The organism is Pedobacter cryoconitis (genome assembly GCF_014200605.1).
Lineage (GTDB): Bacteria > Bacteroidota > Bacteroidia > Sphingobacteriales > Sphingobacteriaceae > Pedobacter > Pedobacter cryoconitis_B.
In genome coordinates this window covers 38,138-58,261 of the sequence record NZ_JACHCE010000013.1, presented here as the reverse complement: position 1 = coordinate 58,261, position 20,124 = coordinate 38,138, and the positions used below count along the sequence as shown (strand labels likewise).

At 37.9% G+C, this 20,124-nt stretch carries 23 protein-coding genes; 19 read left to right on the top strand and 4 right to left on the bottom strand.

Features of this window, described 5'->3' with window-relative positions; all coding sequences use genetic code 11:
• Positions 1-30: 30 nt before the first annotated feature.
• The 3 genes from hscA to HDE68_RS25500 are packed head-to-tail and all read right to left on the bottom strand — an operon-like array spanning position 31 to position 4,365.
• Positions 31-1,881, bottom strand: coding sequence for a Fe-S protein assembly chaperone HscA (gene hscA, locus HDE68_RS25510; RefSeq protein WP_183885408.1), 1,851 nt, complete (start codon positions 1,879-1,881; stop codon positions 31-33).
• Between the two features lie 41 nt (positions 1,882-1,922).
• The gene (locus HDE68_RS25505) at positions 1,923-3,023 is read right to left on the bottom strand and encodes a DUF3810 domain-containing protein (protein ID WP_183885406.1); all 1,101 of its coding nucleotides are present in this window, start codon (positions 3,021-3,023) and stop codon (positions 1,923-1,925) included.
• A 7-nt stretch (positions 3,024-3,030) separates the two neighbouring features.
• On the bottom strand, positions 3,031-4,365 hold the full coding sequence (locus tag HDE68_RS25500; protein WP_183885404.1) for a dihydroorotase: 1,335 nt from the start codon (positions 4,363-4,365) through the stop codon (positions 3,031-3,033).
• 145 nt (positions 4,366-4,510) lie between these two features.
• Between HDE68_RS25500 and HDE68_RS25495 the strand changes: the two genes are divergently transcribed.
• The 19 genes from HDE68_RS25495 to HDE68_RS25405 all read left to right on the top strand — a co-directional run bounded on the left by HDE68_RS25495 (position 4,511) and on the right by HDE68_RS25405 (position 19,199).
• Positions 4,511-5,185, top strand: a complete 675-nt coding sequence (locus HDE68_RS25495) for a GIY-YIG nuclease family protein (RefSeq protein WP_183885402.1) — start codon at positions 4,511-4,513, stop codon at positions 5,183-5,185.
• A gap of 127 nt (positions 5,186-5,312) precedes the next feature.
• On the top strand, positions 5,313-6,650 hold the full coding sequence (locus tag HDE68_RS25490; protein ID WP_183885400.1) for a DEAD/DEAH box helicase: 1,338 nt from the start codon (positions 5,313-5,315) through the stop codon (positions 6,648-6,650).
• A gap of 2 nt (positions 6,651-6,652) precedes the next feature.
• A complete protein-coding gene (locus HDE68_RS25485) occupies positions 6,653-6,922 on the top strand; it encodes a hypothetical protein (protein WP_260171867.1) in 270 nt (89 codons plus the stop codon).
• Between the two features lie 80 nt (positions 6,923-7,002).
• Positions 7,003-7,338: a gliding motility protein GldC gene (gene gldC / locus HDE68_RS25480; RefSeq protein WP_183885398.1), complete on the top strand. Its 336-nt coding sequence runs from the start codon at positions 7,003-7,005 to the stop codon at positions 7,336-7,338.
• A gap of 273 nt (positions 7,339-7,611) precedes the next feature.
• Positions 7,612-7,995 (top strand): hypothetical protein, encoded by a 384-nt coding sequence (locus HDE68_RS25475; protein ID WP_183885396.1) that lies wholly within the window; start codon positions 7,612-7,614, stop codon positions 7,993-7,995.
• Between the two features lie 155 nt (positions 7,996-8,150).
• Complete coding sequence (locus tag HDE68_RS25470) at positions 8,151-8,570, top strand: hypothetical protein (protein ID WP_183885394.1); 420 nt, start codon at positions 8,151-8,153, stop codon at positions 8,568-8,570.
• Between the two features lie 135 nt (positions 8,571-8,705).
• The gene (locus tag HDE68_RS25465; protein ID WP_183885392.1) at positions 8,706-9,365 is read left to right on the top strand and encodes a heme exporter protein CcmB; all 660 of its coding nucleotides are present in this window, start codon (positions 8,706-8,708) and stop codon (positions 9,363-9,365) included.
• Between the two features lie 138 nt (positions 9,366-9,503).
• On the top strand, positions 9,504-10,163 hold the full coding sequence (gene ccsA / locus HDE68_RS25460; RefSeq protein ID WP_183885390.1) for a cytochrome c biogenesis protein: 660 nt from the start codon (positions 9,504-9,506) through the stop codon (positions 10,161-10,163).
• 94 nt (positions 10,164-10,257) lie between these two features.
• Positions 10,258-10,464, top strand: a complete 207-nt coding sequence (locus tag HDE68_RS25455) for a CcmD family protein (RefSeq protein ID WP_183885388.1) — start codon at positions 10,258-10,260, stop codon at positions 10,462-10,464.
• A 163-nt stretch (positions 10,465-10,627) separates the two neighbouring features.
• Complete coding sequence (locus HDE68_RS25450) at positions 10,628-12,049, top strand: Glu/Leu/Phe/Val family dehydrogenase (RefSeq protein WP_183885386.1); 1,422 nt, start codon at positions 10,628-10,630, stop codon at positions 12,047-12,049.
• Between the two features lie 206 nt (positions 12,050-12,255).
• Positions 12,256-12,915, top strand: coding sequence for a peptide-methionine (S)-S-oxide reductase MsrA (gene msrA, locus HDE68_RS25445; RefSeq protein WP_183885384.1), 660 nt, complete (start codon positions 12,256-12,258; stop codon positions 12,913-12,915).
• 297 nt (positions 12,916-13,212) lie between these two features.
• Positions 13,213-13,623: a cytochrome c maturation protein CcmE gene (locus tag HDE68_RS25440; protein ID WP_041886348.1), complete on the top strand. Its 411-nt coding sequence runs from the start codon at positions 13,213-13,215 to the stop codon at positions 13,621-13,623.
• A 5-nt stretch (positions 13,624-13,628) separates the two neighbouring features.
• Complete coding sequence (locus HDE68_RS25435; RefSeq protein ID WP_183885382.1) at positions 13,629-16,097, top strand: heme lyase CcmF/NrfE family subunit; 2,469 nt, start codon at positions 13,629-13,631, stop codon at positions 16,095-16,097.
• Between the two features lie 13 nt (positions 16,098-16,110).
• Positions 16,111-16,875 (top strand): Rossmann-like and DUF2520 domain-containing protein, encoded by a 765-nt coding sequence (locus tag HDE68_RS25430; RefSeq protein WP_183885380.1) that lies wholly within the window; start codon positions 16,111-16,113, stop codon positions 16,873-16,875.
• A 39-nt stretch (positions 16,876-16,914) separates the two neighbouring features.
• Positions 16,915-17,247 (top strand): 2Fe-2S iron-sulfur cluster-binding protein, encoded by a 333-nt coding sequence (locus HDE68_RS25425; RefSeq protein ID WP_183885378.1) that lies wholly within the window; start codon positions 16,915-16,917, stop codon positions 17,245-17,247.
• Between the two features lie 26 nt (positions 17,248-17,273).
• On the top strand, positions 17,274-17,516 hold the full coding sequence (iscX, locus tag HDE68_RS25420; RefSeq protein WP_183869483.1) for a Fe-S cluster assembly protein IscX: 243 nt from the start codon (positions 17,274-17,276) through the stop codon (positions 17,514-17,516).
• Positions 17,517-18,044, top strand: coding sequence for a KdsC family phosphatase (locus HDE68_RS25415; RefSeq protein WP_183885376.1), 528 nt, complete (start codon positions 17,517-17,519; stop codon positions 18,042-18,044).
• A gap of 86 nt (positions 18,045-18,130) precedes the next feature.
• A complete protein-coding gene (locus HDE68_RS25410) occupies positions 18,131-18,529 on the top strand; it encodes a periplasmic heavy metal sensor (RefSeq protein ID WP_183885374.1) in 399 nt (132 codons plus the stop codon).
• 100 nt (positions 18,530-18,629) lie between these two features.
• Entirely contained in the window at positions 18,630-19,199 is a 570-nt protein-coding gene (locus HDE68_RS25405; RefSeq protein ID WP_183885372.1) for a Maf family protein, read from the top strand.
• On the opposite strand, the gene HDE68_RS25400 is transcribed toward HDE68_RS25405, so the two are convergent.
• Positions 19,175-20,104, bottom strand: a complete 930-nt coding sequence (locus HDE68_RS25400; RefSeq protein WP_183885370.1) for an exopolyphosphatase — start codon at positions 20,102-20,104, stop codon at positions 19,175-19,177. The two genes, HDE68_RS25405 and HDE68_RS25400, sit on opposite strands and share 25 nt — an antisense overlap.
• Positions 20,105-20,124: the final 20 nt, after the last annotated feature.

Here is a 20,124-nt window from a genome sequence, read left to right as displayed (position 1 = left end):
CCGATACCCTGGTAATTTATCTGTTCTGGTTTAGTCTATTGCTTTCCCCTTCATGGCTTTAGAAACCGCCATGTCCATTAACCGTTCTGCGAAAGGACGGGTAAATTCATTCAGTTCATCTGCTTTTTTAAGAATAATATCTTTATTTCCTTCTGATAAAGCAGCTCTCAAAGCAGTGATATGTATTTTCGTGTTTTCTAACTCTTCTGAGGTTAATATAAAGCTGTTTTTCTCTATAAACCGCTCTGCAGTATATACCAGTTGTTCTCCTTCGCCACGTGCTTCAATCAGCATTCTTTGTGCTACATCACTTTCTGCATGCGTAATGCTGTCAATCAGCATTTTTTCTACCGTATCGTCTGTAAGACCATAGCTAGGTGTAATATCTATTTCCTGTTTCACACCCGAACGTAATTCAATGGCCTGAACGGTTAATATACCATCTGCATTCAGGATGAAATTGATATCCACTTTTGGCATACCTGCTGGCATAGATGGAATACCTTTTAAATCAAACTCTGCCAGTTTCCTGTTCTCCTGAACCAGATCGCGTTCTCCCTGGTAAACAGAAATCTTCATATTCACCTGACCATCGATAGAAGTGGTATACTGTCGCCCTGCTTTGGTCGGTACCTTTGCATTTCTGGCAATGATTACGTCCATTAATCCACCCATGGTTTCAATTCCAAGAGAAAGTGGGGTAACATCCAGTAAAAGTATATCAGAGCGGTTACCCGCCAGGATATCTGCCTGTATTGCTGCCCCTAAAGCTACCACCTCATCAGGGTTAATCCGGTCATGCGGCTGACGGCCAAAGAAAGCTGCCACCTGTGCTTTTACATAAGGTGTACGGGTAGATCCGCCTACCATAACTACTTCATCAATATCGGTAACAGCTAGTTTAGCATCTTTTAATGCCTGTTTGCAGGAGTTCAGTGTTTCCGTAACTTTTGCTTCGATTAACTGTTCAAAAGTATGTCTGTCAAGCGTATACCAGATCTCTCCTGATTTTTCATTAAACAGGTTCTGCGTACTTAATGCTTTTTTAGCTTCTTCGGCTTTTAAACGGAGTTGTTGCATCAGACCTGAATCCAGGGCAGTAGCATCCAGTTTATTTTTATCAATCCAGTAATGAACAATTGCACGGTCAAAATCATCTCCGCCCAGGAAAGTATTTCCATTGGTAGAAAGTACCTCAAATATTCCATTCTGAATCGCAAGGATAGAGACATCAAATGTCCCGCCACCTAAATCATATACTGCAATCGTTTTTTGTTCTGTCGGGTCAAGACCTATTCCATAAGCCAGACTTGCAGCAGTAGGTTCATTGACAATTCTTAATACATCTAATCCTGCCAGACGGCCTGCATCCCTTGTTGCCTGGCGCTGGCTGTCATTAAAATATGCAGGCACGGTAATCACAGCACGGTTGACCGGTGTTTTTAAGGCATGTTCTGCTCTGGCTTTAAGTTCTTTTAAGATCTCTGCTGATAATTCAATAGGCGTATAAAATTTATCACCAGCCTGTATTTTAACGAGTGAATCATTGCCTTCATCTATCAGTTTATAGGAAAATGTATCCTGATGGCCTGCAATATCTTTATAAGATCTTCCCAATAAACGTTTAACCGAAAATATAGTATTGGCAGGGTCGGTAATCAGGAATTCTCTGGCTTCATTACCTACCAAGGTATCTCCTGCAGCATTGAAATGGACGATAGAAGGGACTAATAACCCTTTCCCGGTATCATTTATAACTTTAGGGTTTTTGTCAGGATCAATAAAAGCAACCAGACTATTGGTTGTCCCTAAATCAATACCTACAATGATCTCTTCTTTTTGTAAAGAACCTGTCGCCAGGTTGATGGATATCTTTGCCATAATTACGGCAAATTTAGAATGTTTTGTCCTTATTTAATGTATTAAGGGTGTAATGTTTTACCCAAATCCTTTTTATGCAGATTATACACCCATAAAACGATGTCCTGATAGCTGTCAGTTCCTTTACGCTGGTTATTGATTTTGAGGAATTTATCAAATGCCACACCCAGATATCCTGACATTTCAGAATTGTACTTTTTCCAGAATTCCTGCTCCCGGGCGAAATCAGTCAGCGTATCTTCGTTTATTTTTTTAAAAAGTATAGCATAGTCTTCAGGAGACTTAATCCGGATTTCTAAAAGAACGTTTCTCAGAATGTTATAGTAGCCTGAATATTGAAAATTGAGATCAGAACTGCCTGTGCTGACAAGATAACCTACAAGATTGGCCTCATCTTCACGGGCAACACCCAGTTCATGAGAAATTTCATGACAGGTGATAAAAGGTAAATCTATTGCCGGGATAAGCATATTGACATTGGCTTCGCCTGATGGAGGGGCATAATATCCTTCTATACCCATTTTAGTGATAGTTTCACCAAGGATCACCGATTTTACTGCGGGAATTCTGTAAGTAAATAAGGAATTGGTTTTAGCCAGTTTATCGTAAGCAGCTTTAGATTTGTTTTCCAGCTCTTTAATATTAAATGCTCTTTGACTGCCTGTCTGCTTTGTTTTTTGTTTAGTAGTGTTTACCCGGCTAATCAAAAAGTCACCTAACAAGACAAGATCTTTTGTGGAATATTTTTGATTGCTGAGGCCTAACTGACTGGAAATAGAAGGTCTGGAATAATTCAGGCCCCAGAGCAGTTTAAATATAATATATAAGATCAGTGTAAAATTGATCAGCTGTAAAGGGAAAAAGAGCTGGAGCTGTTGTCCTGGTTTCCTGTTCTTTATCTTTTTAAAGGCTTTAAAAACAGACCGCAGACAATATAAAATAAGTAGAAGATAAAGGAAATCGCCCACCGCAAAAGGAAACGGTGAGCTGATTAGACGTTGTACGACCGAAGTGAACTGATAAAGACCACCGGAATATATGAGTTCTGTGAGTTTGCTATTCAATCCTAAAAGAAAGATCAATAAGGCAATACAGCTTAATATAATTAAACGGTGGATTTTGGACTTGATCGCAGGGGTCATTTGTAAATTATCTGTTAAAAGCTAGTCTTTTTCCAGTTTCATTGGTCATAAATTTTCCTTTATGATAAGCAAGATTTCCAGAAATAAATGTGTGTGTAATATCTGCTTTGAAAGTTTGTCCTTCAAAAGGAGACCATCCGCATTTATATAAGATATTAGCCTTGGTTACTTTAACAGGGTCATTTAATGCTACCAACACTAAATCTGCCCAATAACCTTCTCTGATAAATCCTCTTCTGTCAATCTGGAAACAGGTAGCTACGTTATGTGCAGTTTTTTCTACTATCTTTTCCAGTGATATTTTTCCCTGGTGATACATTTCCAAAAGTGCTGAAAGCGCATGTTGTACCAAAGGGCCTCCTGCAGGGGCTTTCAAATAGGATTGTGCTTTTTCATCTATCGTATGAGGGGCGTGATCTGTAGCAATTACATCAATATGGCCATCCAGTACACCTTTTAAAATTGCCTCTCTGTCCGCTGCAGTCTTAACAGCCGGGTTCCATTTAATCAGGTTCCCTTTCTCTGCATAATCCTGATCGCTGAACCAAAGATGGTGTACGCAGGCTTCGGCAGTGATCCTTTTATCTTTCAGCGGGGTCACAGCATCGAATAAAGCGATTTCTTTTGCTGTAGAAATATGAAGAATATGTAACCGGGTATTGTGTTTTTTTGCAAGTGAAACAGCCAGTGAAGAGGAGATGTAACAAGCCTCAGCATTGCGGATCAGCGGGTGCATGTCTATCGTAATATCTTCTCCGTATTTTTCTTTGAAGGCAGCCATATTAGTTCTGATGGTCAGTTCATCTTCACAGTGAGTGGCAACCAATATTGGCGCTTCTCTGAAAATATTATCTAATACCTGTTCATTATCAACCAGCATATTTCCTGTCGAAGAACCCATAAATACTTTGATCCCGCAAACCTGGGCCGGATCAGTTTTCAGGACTTCTTCAATATTATCATTGGAAGCACCCATGAAAAACGAGTAATTGGCCAGTGAAAGCTCTGAAGCAATCCTGTATTTATCGGCTAATAAGTCTTGTGTTAAAGTATTGGGAACGGTATTTGGCATTTCCATAAAGGAAGTAATCCCGCCGGCAACAGCAGCCATGCTCTCTGTGAATATGTCTGCTTTGTGGGTTAAACCAGGCTCTCTGAAATGGACCTGGTCATCAATCATACCGGGTAACAGGTGTAACCCTTCTGCATTGATTTCCTGATCTGCAGGTCTGTTTATTTCCGGACTGATTTCTTCAATTAATCCGTCTTTGATAAATACGTCAGCAACATAGATTTTTCCTTCGTTAACTAAGGTTGCAGCTTTTATAAGGATGGTGTTCATATTGCCAAATCTAAGAATTTTGGAGCAATATTTTTTAGCCTGATTGTGATTAAGAAAGTTAAAGGCAATGTTAAATATACGATTATTTTTAGACTAGTTATGGTCTTAACTGATTTAAAACCAATTAATATGACTAATTTTGGAAATGACTATTAAACACGTATTAACCAAGACACAGGAAAGCTTTATAAAAAAACATAAAATCCCAGCGGATTTGTTGTTTGACGCACAAGGAGAGGGGATGACAGAAGAGCTGAAGGAGCGTATGTCTGAGACCAACACAGTCTTCGCATACAACACTGTAGGTTGTACTAAAGATGATAATCATAATTTCAAAACTATCGGCGGTTATTGTCCACAATGTGAAACAGGAAAAATTGCACCTTTATTAAGAGAGCATGAAGCTGGTTTCATTTATATTGCGGGTTCAAGAAAAGGAACCTTGATTAAAGTGGGTTCTACAAGTAATATCATTGACCGGATCAAAAGTTTAAATATGCCTAAAACCAGGTATGCGGGTTTTGATGACTGGGTACTTTTATTTGATGCAAGAACGACTACCCAAGGCAGAAGCGAGCGTAAGATTCAACAGAGACTAAGCGAAAATAAAGTTAATTACCTCGTTGAAAAAAGCGGAAAAGCAACTGATTCCGGTGAATTGTACAGATGTTCTTATAACAAAGCTAAAGATGCAATTACGGCTTTGGAAACTGAAGAATCTTTCGAGTTTACACAAGTACACGAAAAAAGAGATTTAATTCCTGATTATCAATTCAAAAATTTAAAAGCAAGAGTACAGGTTGCTGCTGTTGAAGCTTAATCTTATATCATTACTTTATTTTTTACAATTGCCTTTAGCAGGCTGGTACATTTTTTAATGTGGTATTTCATTCCACGGATCTGAAAAATGTAATTACCGGTCCTGTTAATTATATTATATTTGCAAAATGCCAAAACCATTCGAAGAGTTTAACCTTAACAGACAGATTTTAAATGCTGTTGCTGATGCAGGGTTTACGGTTGCTACTCCAATACAAGAAAAAGCAATCGCACCGGTTTTATCGGGACAGGATATTTTTGGTATCGCTGAGACGGGAACAGGAAAAACGGCAGCTTATGTGTTGCCTATATTAATGCAGCTTAAATATGCTCAGGGCGATGCGCCAAGGGCTTTGATACTTGCGCCAACACGTGAGTTGGCCATGCAGATTGCTGAGCATGTTAAGATATTCTCAAAATATACAGATTTACGTTCGGTAGTTGTATTCGGAGGAATTGGTCCGAAAACACAGATAGAACAGATCAAAGCTGGTGTAGATATTATTATAGCTACTCCCGGCCGCTTCCTTGATATTTATCTTGCAGGACATATCAATACACAATACCTGAAATTCCTGGTATTGGATGAAGCAGATAAAATGATGGATATGGGCTTTATTGGCTCTATTCACAGAATTCTTGAAGTTGTACCGCGCAAAAGACAAAATTTGCTTTTCTCGGCGACCATGAGTGACCTGGTGCATAAAATTGCTGGTGATTTCCTTAAAAATCCAACTATTATTGAAGTTGGACAACAAGCAACCCCGGCACAGACTGTTACGCAGGGATTATATGAGGTGCCAAATTTCAAAACCAAAATCAACCTTTTACAGCATTTACTGAAAAATGAAATAGACTTTAAACGTCTGATCATCTTTTGTAAGACTAAAACTGTGGCCGATAATATATTCAGTTTTATCGAGCGCAGATATGGTGCTGCAGAAGTAAGGGTTATCCATGCCAATAAAGGACAGAATACGAGAATTAATTCAATCAATAGTTTTAAAGAAGGACATATCCGTGTACTGGTAGCGACTGATGTTGCTTCACGCGGTATTGATGTTGCTGAGGTTAGTCATGTGATTAACTTTGATGTTCCTATTATTATTGAGGATTATGTTCATCGTATAGGCCGTACCGGAAGAGCTTATGCGAAGGGGGACGCACTTACTTTTTGTACTGAAGCTGAAAAGTATTATATCAAAAAGATTGAGAAACTGATGCGTCAGACTATTCCTGTAATGGAATTGCCTAAAGAGGTTTTCGTAGAGGAAACTCCATACGAAGAACGTCAGTATATTGCAAGAGAGATTGATAATCAAAAAAGGAAAGATGACCCTGATTTTAAAGGGGCTTTTCATGAGAAAAAACATGCTGCTGCAATTGCTGCGGCCGCTGCAGCTTCTGCAAAGAAAAAGATGGATAAGACTCCGGCCTGGAAGAAAAGGAAATTCAAAAAAACTTAATCTTGAAATTAACTCCATTAAATATTGTTAGTTCGGGCTGCCTGGTATTTGCCTTGCTGCTATTTTTTAGCCCGGATAAGCAGATTCCTGTACAAAAAGGGATAAACGGGTTATTAATCGGTCTTTGTATTTTAACTGCAATTATTGCTTTCATTTCAGATCTGATTTTCCGGAAGTTTATACCTTTGCTAGGCAAATTATGGATAGTGGAATGCGCTCTGATCATATTTACTGTAGTTTTAATGGTTATTTTGAAGGTTACTTTGGGATAGTCTTTATTACTGGATAACAGATGGGTTTGCTTGAAAAATTTGGAAACAAAAAAAATAAGAAAAACAAGAATTACATTGTAATGAAAACAGCAGAAATTAAAATAACAGTTGAACTTGATGATAATAATGTTCCTGAGAACTTAATGTGGGAATCTACGGATGCAAAAACTCAGGAAAAAGTTCCTGTAAAATCTATGATGCTGGCTTTGTGGGATCATAATTATAAGAATACAATGCGTATCGATCTTTGGACTAAAGATATGCCTGTTGATGAGATGAAAAGATTCTTTTATGAAACCTTGCAGACAATGGGGGATAGTTTTTTAAAGGCAACTGGCGAGACGCTGATTATTGAAGATTTGAGGGATTATTGTGCGCATTTTGCTGATAAAATGGGGATAGATCCTGGGAAGTAAGTCTTCAAATAAAAAAAATAAGGGGAGAGATTTCTGGCTGCGTTCACCGAATTGTGAACGATGCCAGAAATCTCTCCCCTTATTTTTTTTACGATATCCTTACGTGTAAGGATTGGGGAGTGTGTTGGGGATGTGGAGATATGCAGTTCGACCTGATTTATTTGATAATTTTTTTGTTAAAAGGTGGTGGTAACATCTATTGGTGTGTTTTTAAAGTTAAATTGTTTGTGTTTATATTAATTTTAGTAGTTTTATTGCTAAGGATTTAAGAATATGGAACAGTTACAAGAACAGTTAGCCAGTTTAGAAAGAGTTATTCAGGTATTAGTTGGCAGTGTGGAGAATTTAAACATTGGGATTGCCAAAATTAATGAACGCCTGGATAGGATTGAAGCAAGGCTTGACAAGGTCGAAGATCGGCTTGACAGAGTTGAAGAGAGAATTAATCAGATACAGGCCAGACTTAATAGTTTAGAAAAAAGGATTGGTAGATTTGATGAACGATTTGACGAAGCGGATGTCAGGTTTGAGATGATCCAGTTTAACTTTGAGAATGTCGATAAAAAGCTTGATTTTGTAATTCAGGAGATAGTCAAAATCGATGGGGTAACCAGGTATGTAGACATAGACAAGAACTTAAAAGCAATAAAGTCTTAGGATCGATTTCTTGTATAAAGGATGAATTCTCTAACTGAGTTATTCATCCTTTACAGATTTATCGTGGCCTCAGGGAAGTATTTGTGTATTTTTTTAGGCTAATTCAGTAAATAGATGATACTTTTGCCTCTGTTTATTTAAAATACTCTTTTTTTATGAAGATTCAAGGTGTAATTGGTGCCTTATTGATGGCTGTGGGAGGGATGTGCCCTTTAGTACATGTACCTATTATTGGAAACTGGAACTATTTCGGAATTGATCAGTCTTTAGGGACTATCTTTTATGTGATAGTTGTCTTGGCTTTTTTAGGTGCATTTCTAAATAAAACTACCTTATTACGTGTTTGTGGATGGGCCGCTATTGGTTTGGTTATTCTGACACTGGCTGCTGTATGGTTTAAATCGCATGATTATTTTAGTTTCATACATTTCAAGAAACTGATCAACCTGGCTTCTGGTATGGTGAAATATAAATGGGGCTGGTTTGTGATTTTAGCTGGAGTATTACCTTTGATTACAGTGAGAAGACCAGTTGTTGTTCAGCATGTACCAATAGCTCCGGTCAGGGAAGTTTAATTGGGCAAAATTCAGTTAGTGATCTACAGTCCGAGCCAGCTCTTTTATCATAGAAGTACAATATAATCAATATTTGAAGGCGAAATAAGTCTCTGGCAGTGAAAAAATGATCCATAAAATTATCTTTGTGCAGAAATGCAGTTAATAAAGGAAGTTAAATATTTGATTGGAAAAGAGATGCTGCTGGAATGGCGCTCAAAATATGCATTAAATGGTGTTGTGCTATATGTCGTATCAACAGTATTTGTCTGCTTCCTCTCCTTTGTATCCCTGAAAGGGGTAACCTGGAATGCTTTATTCTGGATTATTATGCTGTTTGCGTCCATTAATGCAGTATCAAAGAGTTTTCTCCAGGAGAGTAAAGGGAGGCAATTGTATATTTATACTATAGCAAGCCCACTGGCACTGATTATATCCAAAACTATCTACAATATCTTTTTGATGTTGCTGCTTACCCTGATTGCTTTAGGGTTTTATACATTGGTATTTGATTATGTACCGGAAGATATGGGACTGTATCTGGTTGCTACAATATTGGGCAGCCTGAGCTTTTCGACCATATTTACGATGATATCAGCTATAGCATCAAAAGCAGGTAACGGAGGTATGCTGATGGCTATTTTAAGCTTTCCAGTGATTATTCCTGTAATTACAGTATTGATCAAACTGAGTAAAAATGCGATTGACGGACTGGACAGAAGTGTAAGTCTGGATGAAATAGGCATTCTTTTAATTATTAATGTATTAGTTGCTGTTTTTACCCTGATGTTATTTCCATATCTGTGGCGTGACTAGGGAATTGTGTGAACAGTTTGAGGTGATTTATAAAAATTAACCAAAATATATAAAGCTTTGTTACCTTTGAATTCGCAAAATTAAGCTTAGTGTACCGAATTGTTATTTGTTTAATGAGCGATCTTAAATTTGAAATAAATGTATAAATCCTGGTGGAAAATCTTGGGAGCAGTATTGGTAGTATATTCTACAGTATTTGGCTTCTTGTCTTCAGTCCCTGCTTTACCAATATTGCATCAAAGCATTAGAAATCTATATTTCCATGTACCTATGTGGTTCAGTATGATTGTGCTTTTTAGTGTTTCAGTATATCATAGTATAAAATACTTGAGCAATAATAACGAAGAACATGATATGAAAGCTGTTCAAAGTGTTAATGCTGGTGTTTTATTTGGTGTTCTTGGAATAATTACGGGTGCTATCTGGGCCAAATTTACCTGGGGGCAAGCCTGGAGTTTTGATGTGAAACAAAACTTTGCAGCTATTGCACTTTTATTGTACTTCGCTTACCTGGTACTCAGAAATGCAATTGATGAGGAGCAAAAGAGAGCCAAAATTGCAGCGATATATAATATTTTCGCCTTTCCAATGATGGTTGTGCTGCTTTTTGTATTACCAAGATTATCAGATTCACTGCATCCTGGTAATGGCGGTAATCCCGGGTTTAATGCCTATGATCTGGACAGTCACATGAGAATGGTCTTTTATCCTGCTTGTTTAGGCTGGATACTAATTGGCTATTGGATATATACTTTACTTTTCAGAGTATCTTCTCTGGAGAAAAACAAAACAGCTTAATTCTATAATCAGATGCAATCTGCAGCGGTTTATTACTCAGTTAAAGAAATAAAACATGCAAGCTTCATCACCATTAATAAATAATTAGATTCTAATGAAAAAACTTATTACAACAGTCCTGATGTTAATGGTTACCATGCAGCTTTTTGCTCAGGATCAGACTTCTGCAATAACTGATACACTTGCAGGATCAGAAAAAATCTATGTGGTTGCCGTTTGTGCAGCAGTTATTTTACTTGGACTTATCTTTTTCCTGTTCTCAATTGACGGAAGATTAAAAAAACTAGAAAAAAAATCTTAAGGTAAAAAATTATTTTAAAGCCTTTAACACAGGTTTTTGGGTGATTTTATGAGAAGTGTTTCACTTACACTAAGCAATTATTAATTTGTATTAATCGTTTTTTTTAGTGCAATTTTGCAGATATAAGAATAAGAACATAATTCAAATTCATAAAAATCAAATAATGGCTACTACAGCAAACGAGACAAATTTTTTTACAGATGTCTGTAAAAACTTTGATAACGCAGCCCAATTCACCGGTCACCCAGAGGGTTTACTATCCCAAATTAAAGCTTGTAACAGTGTTTATCGTTTCCAGTTTCCAATCCGCAGAGGAAATGGCTTCGAGGTAATTGACGCATGGCGTGTTGAACACTCTCATCACATGAGTCCTACAAAAGGAGGGATCCGTTACAGTGAAATGGTTAATGAAGATGAGGTAATGGCATTGGCGGCATTAATGACTTATAAATGTGCAATCGTGAATGTTCCTTTTGGTGGTGCAAAAGGTGGTATTAAAATCACACCAAAAAACTATACAACAGGTGAATTGGAAAATATCACCCGTCGTTATACTACAGAGTTAATTAAAAAGAATTTTATCGGTCCTGGTATTGATGTTCCTGCTCCTGATTATGGATCTGGTGAACGTGAAATGAGCTGGATCGCTGATACATATATGACAATGAATCCAGGTCAGCTGGATGCTTTAGGTTGTGTTACTGGTAAGCCAATTGCTTTACACGGTATCCGCGGACGTAAAGAAGCTACTGGCCGTGGTGTCGCTTACGCAGTAAGAGAATGTGTAAGAGTAACTGAAGATATGCAGAAACTTGGCCTTAAGGCTGGTTTGGATGACAAAAGAGTTATCGTTCAGGGATTAGGAAACGTAGGGTACCACTCTGCAAAATTCCTTACCGAATTTGGTGCCACTATTGTTGGTCTTTGCGAATATGAAGGTGCTATTTACAATGAGAACGGACTTAATGTTGATGAGGTGTTCGCACACCGTAAATTAACTGGTTCAATCTTAGGTTTCCCTGGAGCTAAAGAATTTAAAAATTCTATGGAAGGTTTAGAGCAACCATGTGATATCCTTGTTCCGGCAGCCTTAGAAAATCAAATCACTGCAGAAAACATCAGAAACATTAAAGCGAAAATTATCGCTGAAGGTGCAAACGGACCATGTACTCCTGAAGCTGAAGAAATCTTCACTGAAATGGGTGGTATTATCATTCCTGATATGTACTGTAATGCAGGTGGTGTAACTGTTTCTTACTTTGAGTGGTTGAAGAACCTTTCTCACGTAGCTTTTGGCCGTATGGAAAAACGTTATGCAGAAAACTCAAATGCTAATTTAATCAATACACTGGAAAGTTTAACAGGTCAGAGTATCCCTGCTGAGCACCGTTTAATGATCGTTAAAGGTGCTTCTGAATTAGAATTAGTAAATTCAGGATTAGAAGATACAATGATTCACTCTTACCATGAAATCAGAGAGACTCTTTTAACTAAACCTGGTATTCAGACTTTAAGAACGGCTGCTTTTGTTGGCTCAATCGACAAAATTGCTGTTTCTTACATGAACTTAGGTATCTGGCCATAAGCCTCATCTCCATAAATATTTAATCCGCAACGTTTAAAAACGCTGCGGATTTTTTTTGTCTGATTCCTTAAATACTCAGTGAAAATTGTCGCTATCCAATAAAACAAACAGTTGTCATGCAATCAATATGACATTTAACTTGAAAACCCTGCTGCAGTAATTTCGTATATTCATATGGAGGAATGATTCTTATAATCATCTCAAATATGAAAACAGTCATATATTTATTAATAGCCGGTTTATTATTCACTTCCTGCTCAGGAAGACAACAAAAAATATCCAGTAATAATGGTTTTGCCGTTCTGCCTCACCCTGATGCGAATGAAGCTGTCGCAACCTTTGCAGGAGGGTGTTTCTGGGCTATGCAGGAAAGTATGATCCAGTTGAAAGGTGTAAATACAGTAATCAGTGGTTATGCTGGTGGAAGCACTGTAAATCCTACCTACGAAGATGTTCTCACTAAAAATACAGGCCATGCTGAATCTGTGCAGGTTTATTATAACCCGGCTGTAATTTCTTATGAACAGCTTGTACATGCTTTTTTCTTTGCCCATGATCCTACTCAACTGAACAGACAAGGGCCTGATGTAGGTAATGATTACCGTTCGATTGCTTTCTATCGCAGTCCTGCAGAATTGAAGACAATTACAAAAGTTATGTCAGAGATGGAAGCTGCTAAATACTATCCCAGTAGTTTTGTTACAGAGATGGAACCTTTTCAGGTCTTTTATCCTGCCGAAAGTTCACATCAGGATTATTATGAGCGGAATTTATGGGATCCTTACATCAGAAGTGTTTCCAGACCAAAAGTCATGCATGTAAGAAAAGAATTGCCTCAACTGATTAAAAATGAATATCTTAAATAGATTGTTTCTCTTTGTGCCGGATCTTGTATCTGGCATAATGTCGTTTATTTGTCAGGCAACTATCAATATTTTGTCATCTAAAGTAATAGCCGGTGTCTAACGGATATTAGGTACTTATATTTTTTATCTTTGTGTACTCTTTTAATTGGTTAGGGAGGGAGTTTCGTGTAAGCAAGCTATATCCTGTTTAAACTGGCGGAGCCGGTTTATATTTAACCATGAAAAGGCAGTGCAGACATTATTAATTTATAATGTACATCTGCAAACATCAATTTTGACAAAAAACGATATATTCTCATGAAGAAAAGTGCAATTATTGGCTTAATTACAATAGCTATCTGTGTTTGTTTCCTGGTCAGCTTAAATGCTGACACCAGCAACTATTCGACTTTTACAGAAGCGGCTAAAGACTCCAGAGAGTTTCACGTAATGGGACATTGGGCAAAAGAAAAGGGAACTTATTATGATGCTTTAAAAGATGCCAATCATTTTTCCTTTTATATGAAGGATGAAAAAGGAGATGTTAAAAAAGTTATTTACAGTGGAACCAAACCACAGGACTTTGAGCGTTCTGAAAAATTGGTACTGATCGGTAAAATGAACAGTGACACATTTTACGCTTCCAAGATTTTAATGAAATGCCCCTCTAAATATAATAACGACCTAGTAGAGATAAAGCAGGACGGACAGGTTAAACGATACAAATAATTTTAATGGACATACAATTCACAGGAGAAACCCTCCTCCCCGGCAAAGTTGGGCAGTTTTTTATTGTTTTAGCGTTTGCCGCTGCATTACTTTCAACGATTTCTTATTTCTTTGCAACGCGCAATAAAGACCTTGCTGATAAATCCTGGCAACGGTTAGGAAGAATAGCATTTCTGGCTAATCTGTTTAGTGTAATTGGGATTGGGGTAACACTGTTTTATCTGATCCTGAATCATTATAACGAATACTATTACGTTTATTCGCACTCTTCAAAAACACTTCCTGTATATTATATTGTTTCTGCATTCTGGGAAGGACAGGAAGGCAGCTTCTGGCTTTGGGCATTCTGGCAGGCACTTTTGGGTACTATCCTGATGTGGAAAGCAAAAACCTGGGAAAATGGTGTCATGACAGTTGTGGCTTTCTCACAAGTGTTTCTAACTTCTATGTTATTAGGTGTACAGGTATTTGGTGAGCGTATAGGAAGTTCTCCTTTTATCCTTTTAAGAGATGCTGTAAATCTGAAAGATATGGCTCCGGTAGTATTTGCCGACGCTGAAAACTATAAAAACTATCTGAAATTCATTACTGATGGAAGAGGGTTGAACCCACTTTTACAGAATTACTGGATGGTTATTCACCCGCCAACCTTGTTCCTTGGTTTTGCGAGTATGATTGTTCCTTTTGCTTATGTTGTTACCGGTTTATGGCAAAAAAGATATAAAGAATGGGTAAAACCTGCTATGCCATGGGCTTTATTTGCTGTCATGGTTTTAGGAACAGGTATTATTATGGGTTCTTTCTGGGCTTATGAAGCACTGAACTTCGGTGGGTTCTGGGCATGGGACCCGGTTGAAAATGCTTCGCTGATTCCATGGTTAACCTTAATTGGTGCTGTCCATGTTATGATTGCTTTCAAAAATACCGGCCATGCTTTCTTTACTTCTATTGCCCTTGTTTTAGTTAGTTTTATCTTAGTATTATATGCCTCTTTCTTAACCAGAAGTGGTATTCTTGGAGAAACCTCTGTACACTCATTTACAGATTTGGGAATGTTTGGCCATCTGATTCTTTACAATGTAGTTTTCCTTGTTATTCCGGTTGTATTAATCATTTTACGCTGGAAGGAATTACCTATTACCAATAAAGACGAAGAAACTTATTCAAGAGAATTCTGGATGTTCATTGGTGCACTTGTCGTAACTGTAGCCTGTATCCAGGTTATCTTCTCGACATCTGTTCCGGTATTCAATAAAGCTTTTGGAACTAATTTTGCCCCGCCTATCGATGCAATCAAATATTACAATCAATGGCAGGCTCCTTTTGCTATCCTGATTACAATGATTTCGGGTTTCTCTCAGTTCTTGAAATATAAACGTACTGATACCCGTAAATTTTATAGCAGCCTGGTTGCCACGTTAATCATCTCAGTTGTAGTTACTGCAGGTTTTGTTTACATCACCAATGTATATAATAACCTGATCTATATTTTACTTTCTTTCAGTTGTATGTTTGCTATTCTTTCCAATGCACGTATCCTTACACAAGGGTTTAGTGGTAAAGGAAAATTAGTTGGAGCTGCAGTTGCACATATTGGATTTGCCTTGTTATTAGTAGGAGCACTGGTTGCTGCTGCAACGAGCAAGCCGGTTTCTATCAATGCGACAAACTTTATTCCTGTAAAGGATTTCGAGAAAGTTGAAAAACCAGGTGAAAACATGGTACTGTACAAAAATGAGCCTAAGAAAATGGGCCGTTTTACAGTTACTTATACCAATGATACCACGATAGCACCCAATACTTATTATACGCTGAACTTTAAAGTGATTGATGAGAAAACAGGTAAGCTTAAAGAAGACTTTAACCTGAACCCACGTGTTCAGATCAATGAGAAAATGGGGCTGATTGCATCTCCGGATACGAAGCATTACCTTACTTATGATGTGTATACCCATATCACCAGTGCTCCTGATAAAAAGGATGCACATGCTGATAGTGATGCACAAAGTGATGAACAGAATTATAAAAAACCAAGAATAGTAACTGTAAGCACAGGAGATACCTTACATACCAGCAGTGGTGTGATTACAGTAAAAGATCTTAACTTCAAGCCAACAGCTAAAAGCCTTGCTTTAGCAGAGGGAGATATTGCAGTAGGATTGCCTTTAGAAATCGACCTGAATGGGAAGGTCTATAAAACTGAACCTATATTCTTAGTCAAAGGGCATAATACATTTGATTTTGCCCGTAATATCCCTGAGTTAGGTTTAAGAGTTAGATTTACCAAAATACTTCCTGATCAGAAGAAAGTAGAACTGCAGGTTTTCGAAAAACCTCAGCAGTCTAAAGACTGGGTTGTATTTAAATCTATAGAATTCCCTTATATCAATTTATATTGGGTAGGTCTGATTGTGATGGTTATTGGATTTATGATTTCCATCATCAGAAGACAAAAAGAGATTAAATCAGTTTAAGGATCTATCTGAAATGAACATTGTTTGCATAGGTTCGGGAAATGTGGCAACACATTTTGCCATTGCTTTAAAAGCGATAGGTGCAGACATTGTTCAGGTCTGGAGCCATGATAATAAAAATGCAGAGATTCTTGCAGCATTAACAAAAGCAACACCAATCAGCAATTGGGACGATCTGGATCGTTCTGCTGATTGTTACCTGATTGCGGTAAAGGATGATGCGATAGCTTCGGTTGCAGCACATTTAACTGAGGTAAAGGGTGTAGTTGTGCATACTTCAGGGGCAACCCCGATGAGTGTGCTTGCTAACGTGAAAAATGGCTATGGAGTTATATACCCTTTGCAGACTTTCTCCAAATCGAAAGCGGTAGATATGACCCTTGTACCCTTATGTATTGAGGCAGATCAGGAAAATACTTTAGAGAAGATCAGGGTCATTGCGCAGTTATTAAGCCCAAATGTTTCTATAGTTAGTTCGGCGCAACGTGTTATTTTGCACCTTGCTGCCGTGATAGCCTGTAATTTCAGCAATCATTTGTATCAGCTGAGCAGCGAATTACTGGAGCAGCACAATCTTAAGTTCGATTTATTAAAACCTTTAATTCTGGAAACTGCAGAAAAAGTGCAATCTACAAAACCAGCTGAAGCACAGACAGGCCCTGCTAGTAGAAACGACCAGAAAACTATAGAAAAACATCTTGATTTGCTGAAAGGAACGCCTGGATTGCAAAACATCTATGAAACTTTAAGTAATAGCATTAAAAAAACGCATCTATAACAGAATTGCGGTTTTTGCTTCTTATTTTTGAGAACAATTATGAATATTTATCAATTAACAGTCAATTTCGAAGAAAAAGGTAAATCACAGATTCAATTACCAATTGCAGGCGGAGAATCTGTTCTGGAAGTTTGCCTCGACAATGGAATAGACTTACAACATAACTGCGGCGGTGTTTGCGGTTGCAGTACCTGTCATGTATATGTGACTAAGGGAATGGACAACATTCAGGAAATATCTGACAAAGAAGAAGACTTTATTGACAGGGCAGTAAGCCCTAAGATCTCTTCCCGGTTAGGTTGCCAGTGTGTAGTGATTAACGGAAATATAGAAGTTACTATTCCTGACCAGTCAGAATTTTTAGGCCATTAATAAATAAAAAATAAACAAAGAAAAACATGCAGGATAAGTTTGCTTTACCTATTCACTGGCAAGATCACGAAGATATTGCTCAGGAATTATATGAAAAATTTGGTGATGATTTTAACGAATCTAAAATCTACCGTATCAGGTTTACTGAATTGGTTGACTGGGTTCTTTCATTACCTAATTTCAAAGGTACAAGAGAAGAAAGCAATGAAGGTCATCTGGAGCAGATCCAGTCTGCCTGGGTTTATGAATGGAGAGATAACCAGGATTAAATGTTACTGCAAAAACTCAAAGGAATTACGACATTTATTTTTGATGTCGATGGCGTTTTAACTAATGGAGATGTCATTGCTACGGATTCCGGAGAGTTGATGCGTACTTTCAATATTAAAGACGGCTATGCTTTACAGCTGGCCGTTAAAAAAGGATACCATGTCTGTATTATTTCCGGAGGCCGTGGTCAGGCTATGGAAAAACGCTTTGAAGGTTTAGGTATACCTGATGTCTTTTTGGGTGTTTCTGATAAAGTTGACGTATTCAATGATTACCTGGAAATCTATAATATCAAAGCGAAGCAGGTCTTATACATGGGGGATGATATTCCCGATCTGAATGTGATGAAGCTGGTTGGTATTCCAACCTGTCCGGCAGATGCCTGTTCTGATATCAAAGCAATCAGCGCGTATATTTCACCTTTTAATGGTGGTAAAACAGCAGCGAGGGATGTAATAGAAAAAGTCCTTAGAATACAGGGGAAATGGTTTGATGCCAACCCATCAGCGGCCGACTCCAGTAAATAAATTACACAATTTTATACTTCAAATTTACACAGGCTTTTAAACCTTTCTTTAATTCTGAACTCTATCTTTAAAAATAAAGAATAGATATGAAGAAATTATTGATGATTTGCGGAATGTTATTCGGTGTAATAACTTTTGCACATGCACAAGGTGGCAATCGTGGTGGTACGCCAGAAGAAAGAGCAACAAAAGCTACAGCTCAGCTTACTGAAAAGTTAACGCTAACCGCTGACCAGCAAACAAAAGTTCATGATATCCTTTTAGATCAGAACACTCAGATGAACAAGGCACGTGAAGAAGCGGGCGATGATAGAAAAGCAATGCGTACAAAAATGATGGCGCTGATGCAGGGAAACAATGAGAAAATCAAAGCAGTATTGACTGAAGATCAGAAAAAAGCTTATGAGACTTTTCTGGAAGAAAGAAGAAATGCAATGAAAAACAGAGGCGGTGGACAAGGAGATAACAAACCAGCCGATAACTAAACAGATTTTATAGATAAGCAATCAGTCATCTGAATAGCTAAATATCAAATAATAGAAGCGGCTTTGGGCCGCTTTTATTATTTTAGCGCAAAAAATAAATATGTACAAGCAAACAACTCCGCTTATTCTGGCTTCTAAATCACCCCGCAGACAAGAACTGATGCAATTGATGGGGCTCGACTTTAAAGTATTACTGAAAGATGTAGACGAGAGTTATCCTGAACATCTTTCACCAGAAGCAATCGCCTGTTATATCTCAGAAAAAAAAGCAATGGCATTTGTCGAAGAAAGATTGTCAAACCTGGTCATCACAGCGGATACGATAGTCGCTTATAATGGCGAAATATTAGGTAAACCAACAGATGCTGACCATGCAAAGGTGATGCTTGAAAAATTATCAGGAACCAGTCACCAGGTATATACAGGGGTAAGCCTGGCTTATAAAGACAAGTTTAAAACCTTTTTTGACCGTACAGAGGTGCGTTTCAGGGTATTGACTACAGAAGAAATCGAGCACTATATCAATAAATATAATCCACTGGATAAAGCAGGATCTTATGGTATCCAGGATTGGCTTGGATTTATAGCTGTAGAGAAAATTGAAGGTTCTTATACCAATGTAATGGGCTTACCTACCGAAAAACTTTATTTAGAGCTATCAAATTTCTGATCTTCCCAAACCTGGTATAATACCCCCATTTTTAAATCATAAGTCGATAAACTGATTGCTTTTAAACCTGTTTCGCTAATTACATAATTAGTTAGCAGCGCAGCAACCACAATCATATCCACCCGGAGTGAAATCAGATTAGGCATTGCAGCCCTTTCAGCGTGTGTAGAAGCAATCAGTTGTTCAGAAAGATCATGGTAACCGGCTATATCAAGGCTAGCTGAACTCAGCGTTTTTAAATCAGCATCCTTCAGTAACATGGCGGCAAAAGTTTCAAAAGCACCTGCAGAGCCTATCAAAACCTGAGGCAAATATTTTTGGCAGGCTGTTTTCAGATCCGCAAGTTCTTCATCCAGATGATTTCTTATTGCAGACTGATCTGCTGAACTGATAGGATCAGTATGAAAATAAGCCTGTAATAATCTTGCGGCTCCAATATTATAACTTTTCTTCCATAAAGGACCGTCAGGATTGCAGATAATAAATTCTGTACTGCCACCACCAATGTCCATAATCAGTGATTGTTGTTGAATCACACCTGTAGCTTTCACCCCGTTAAAGATAAAAGCAGCTTCATCATGACCGCTGATTACTTCAATAGCTATTCCGGCTATTCTCAGGGCCGCTATAACAAAGTCCTTTCCATTTGCAGCACTTCTTATGGCAGAAGTTGCGATTGCCCTGACTATTTTTACCTGATGTGTATCTATTTCTTTTTTAAAGCCTTTCAGCGCCTGTATACCACGCTCAAAAGCTTCGGGAGTAATAATATTCTCATTAATGCGTCCCTGTCCTAATTGTACCGGTAAATTCGTTTTATAAATTACCTCAACGCCAGCAGGACTAAGGTCTGCTATAATCAAGTGAAAAGTATTTGTCCCTAAGTCAATAACTGCTGCTCTCATCTATTCGTCCTGCTAATATT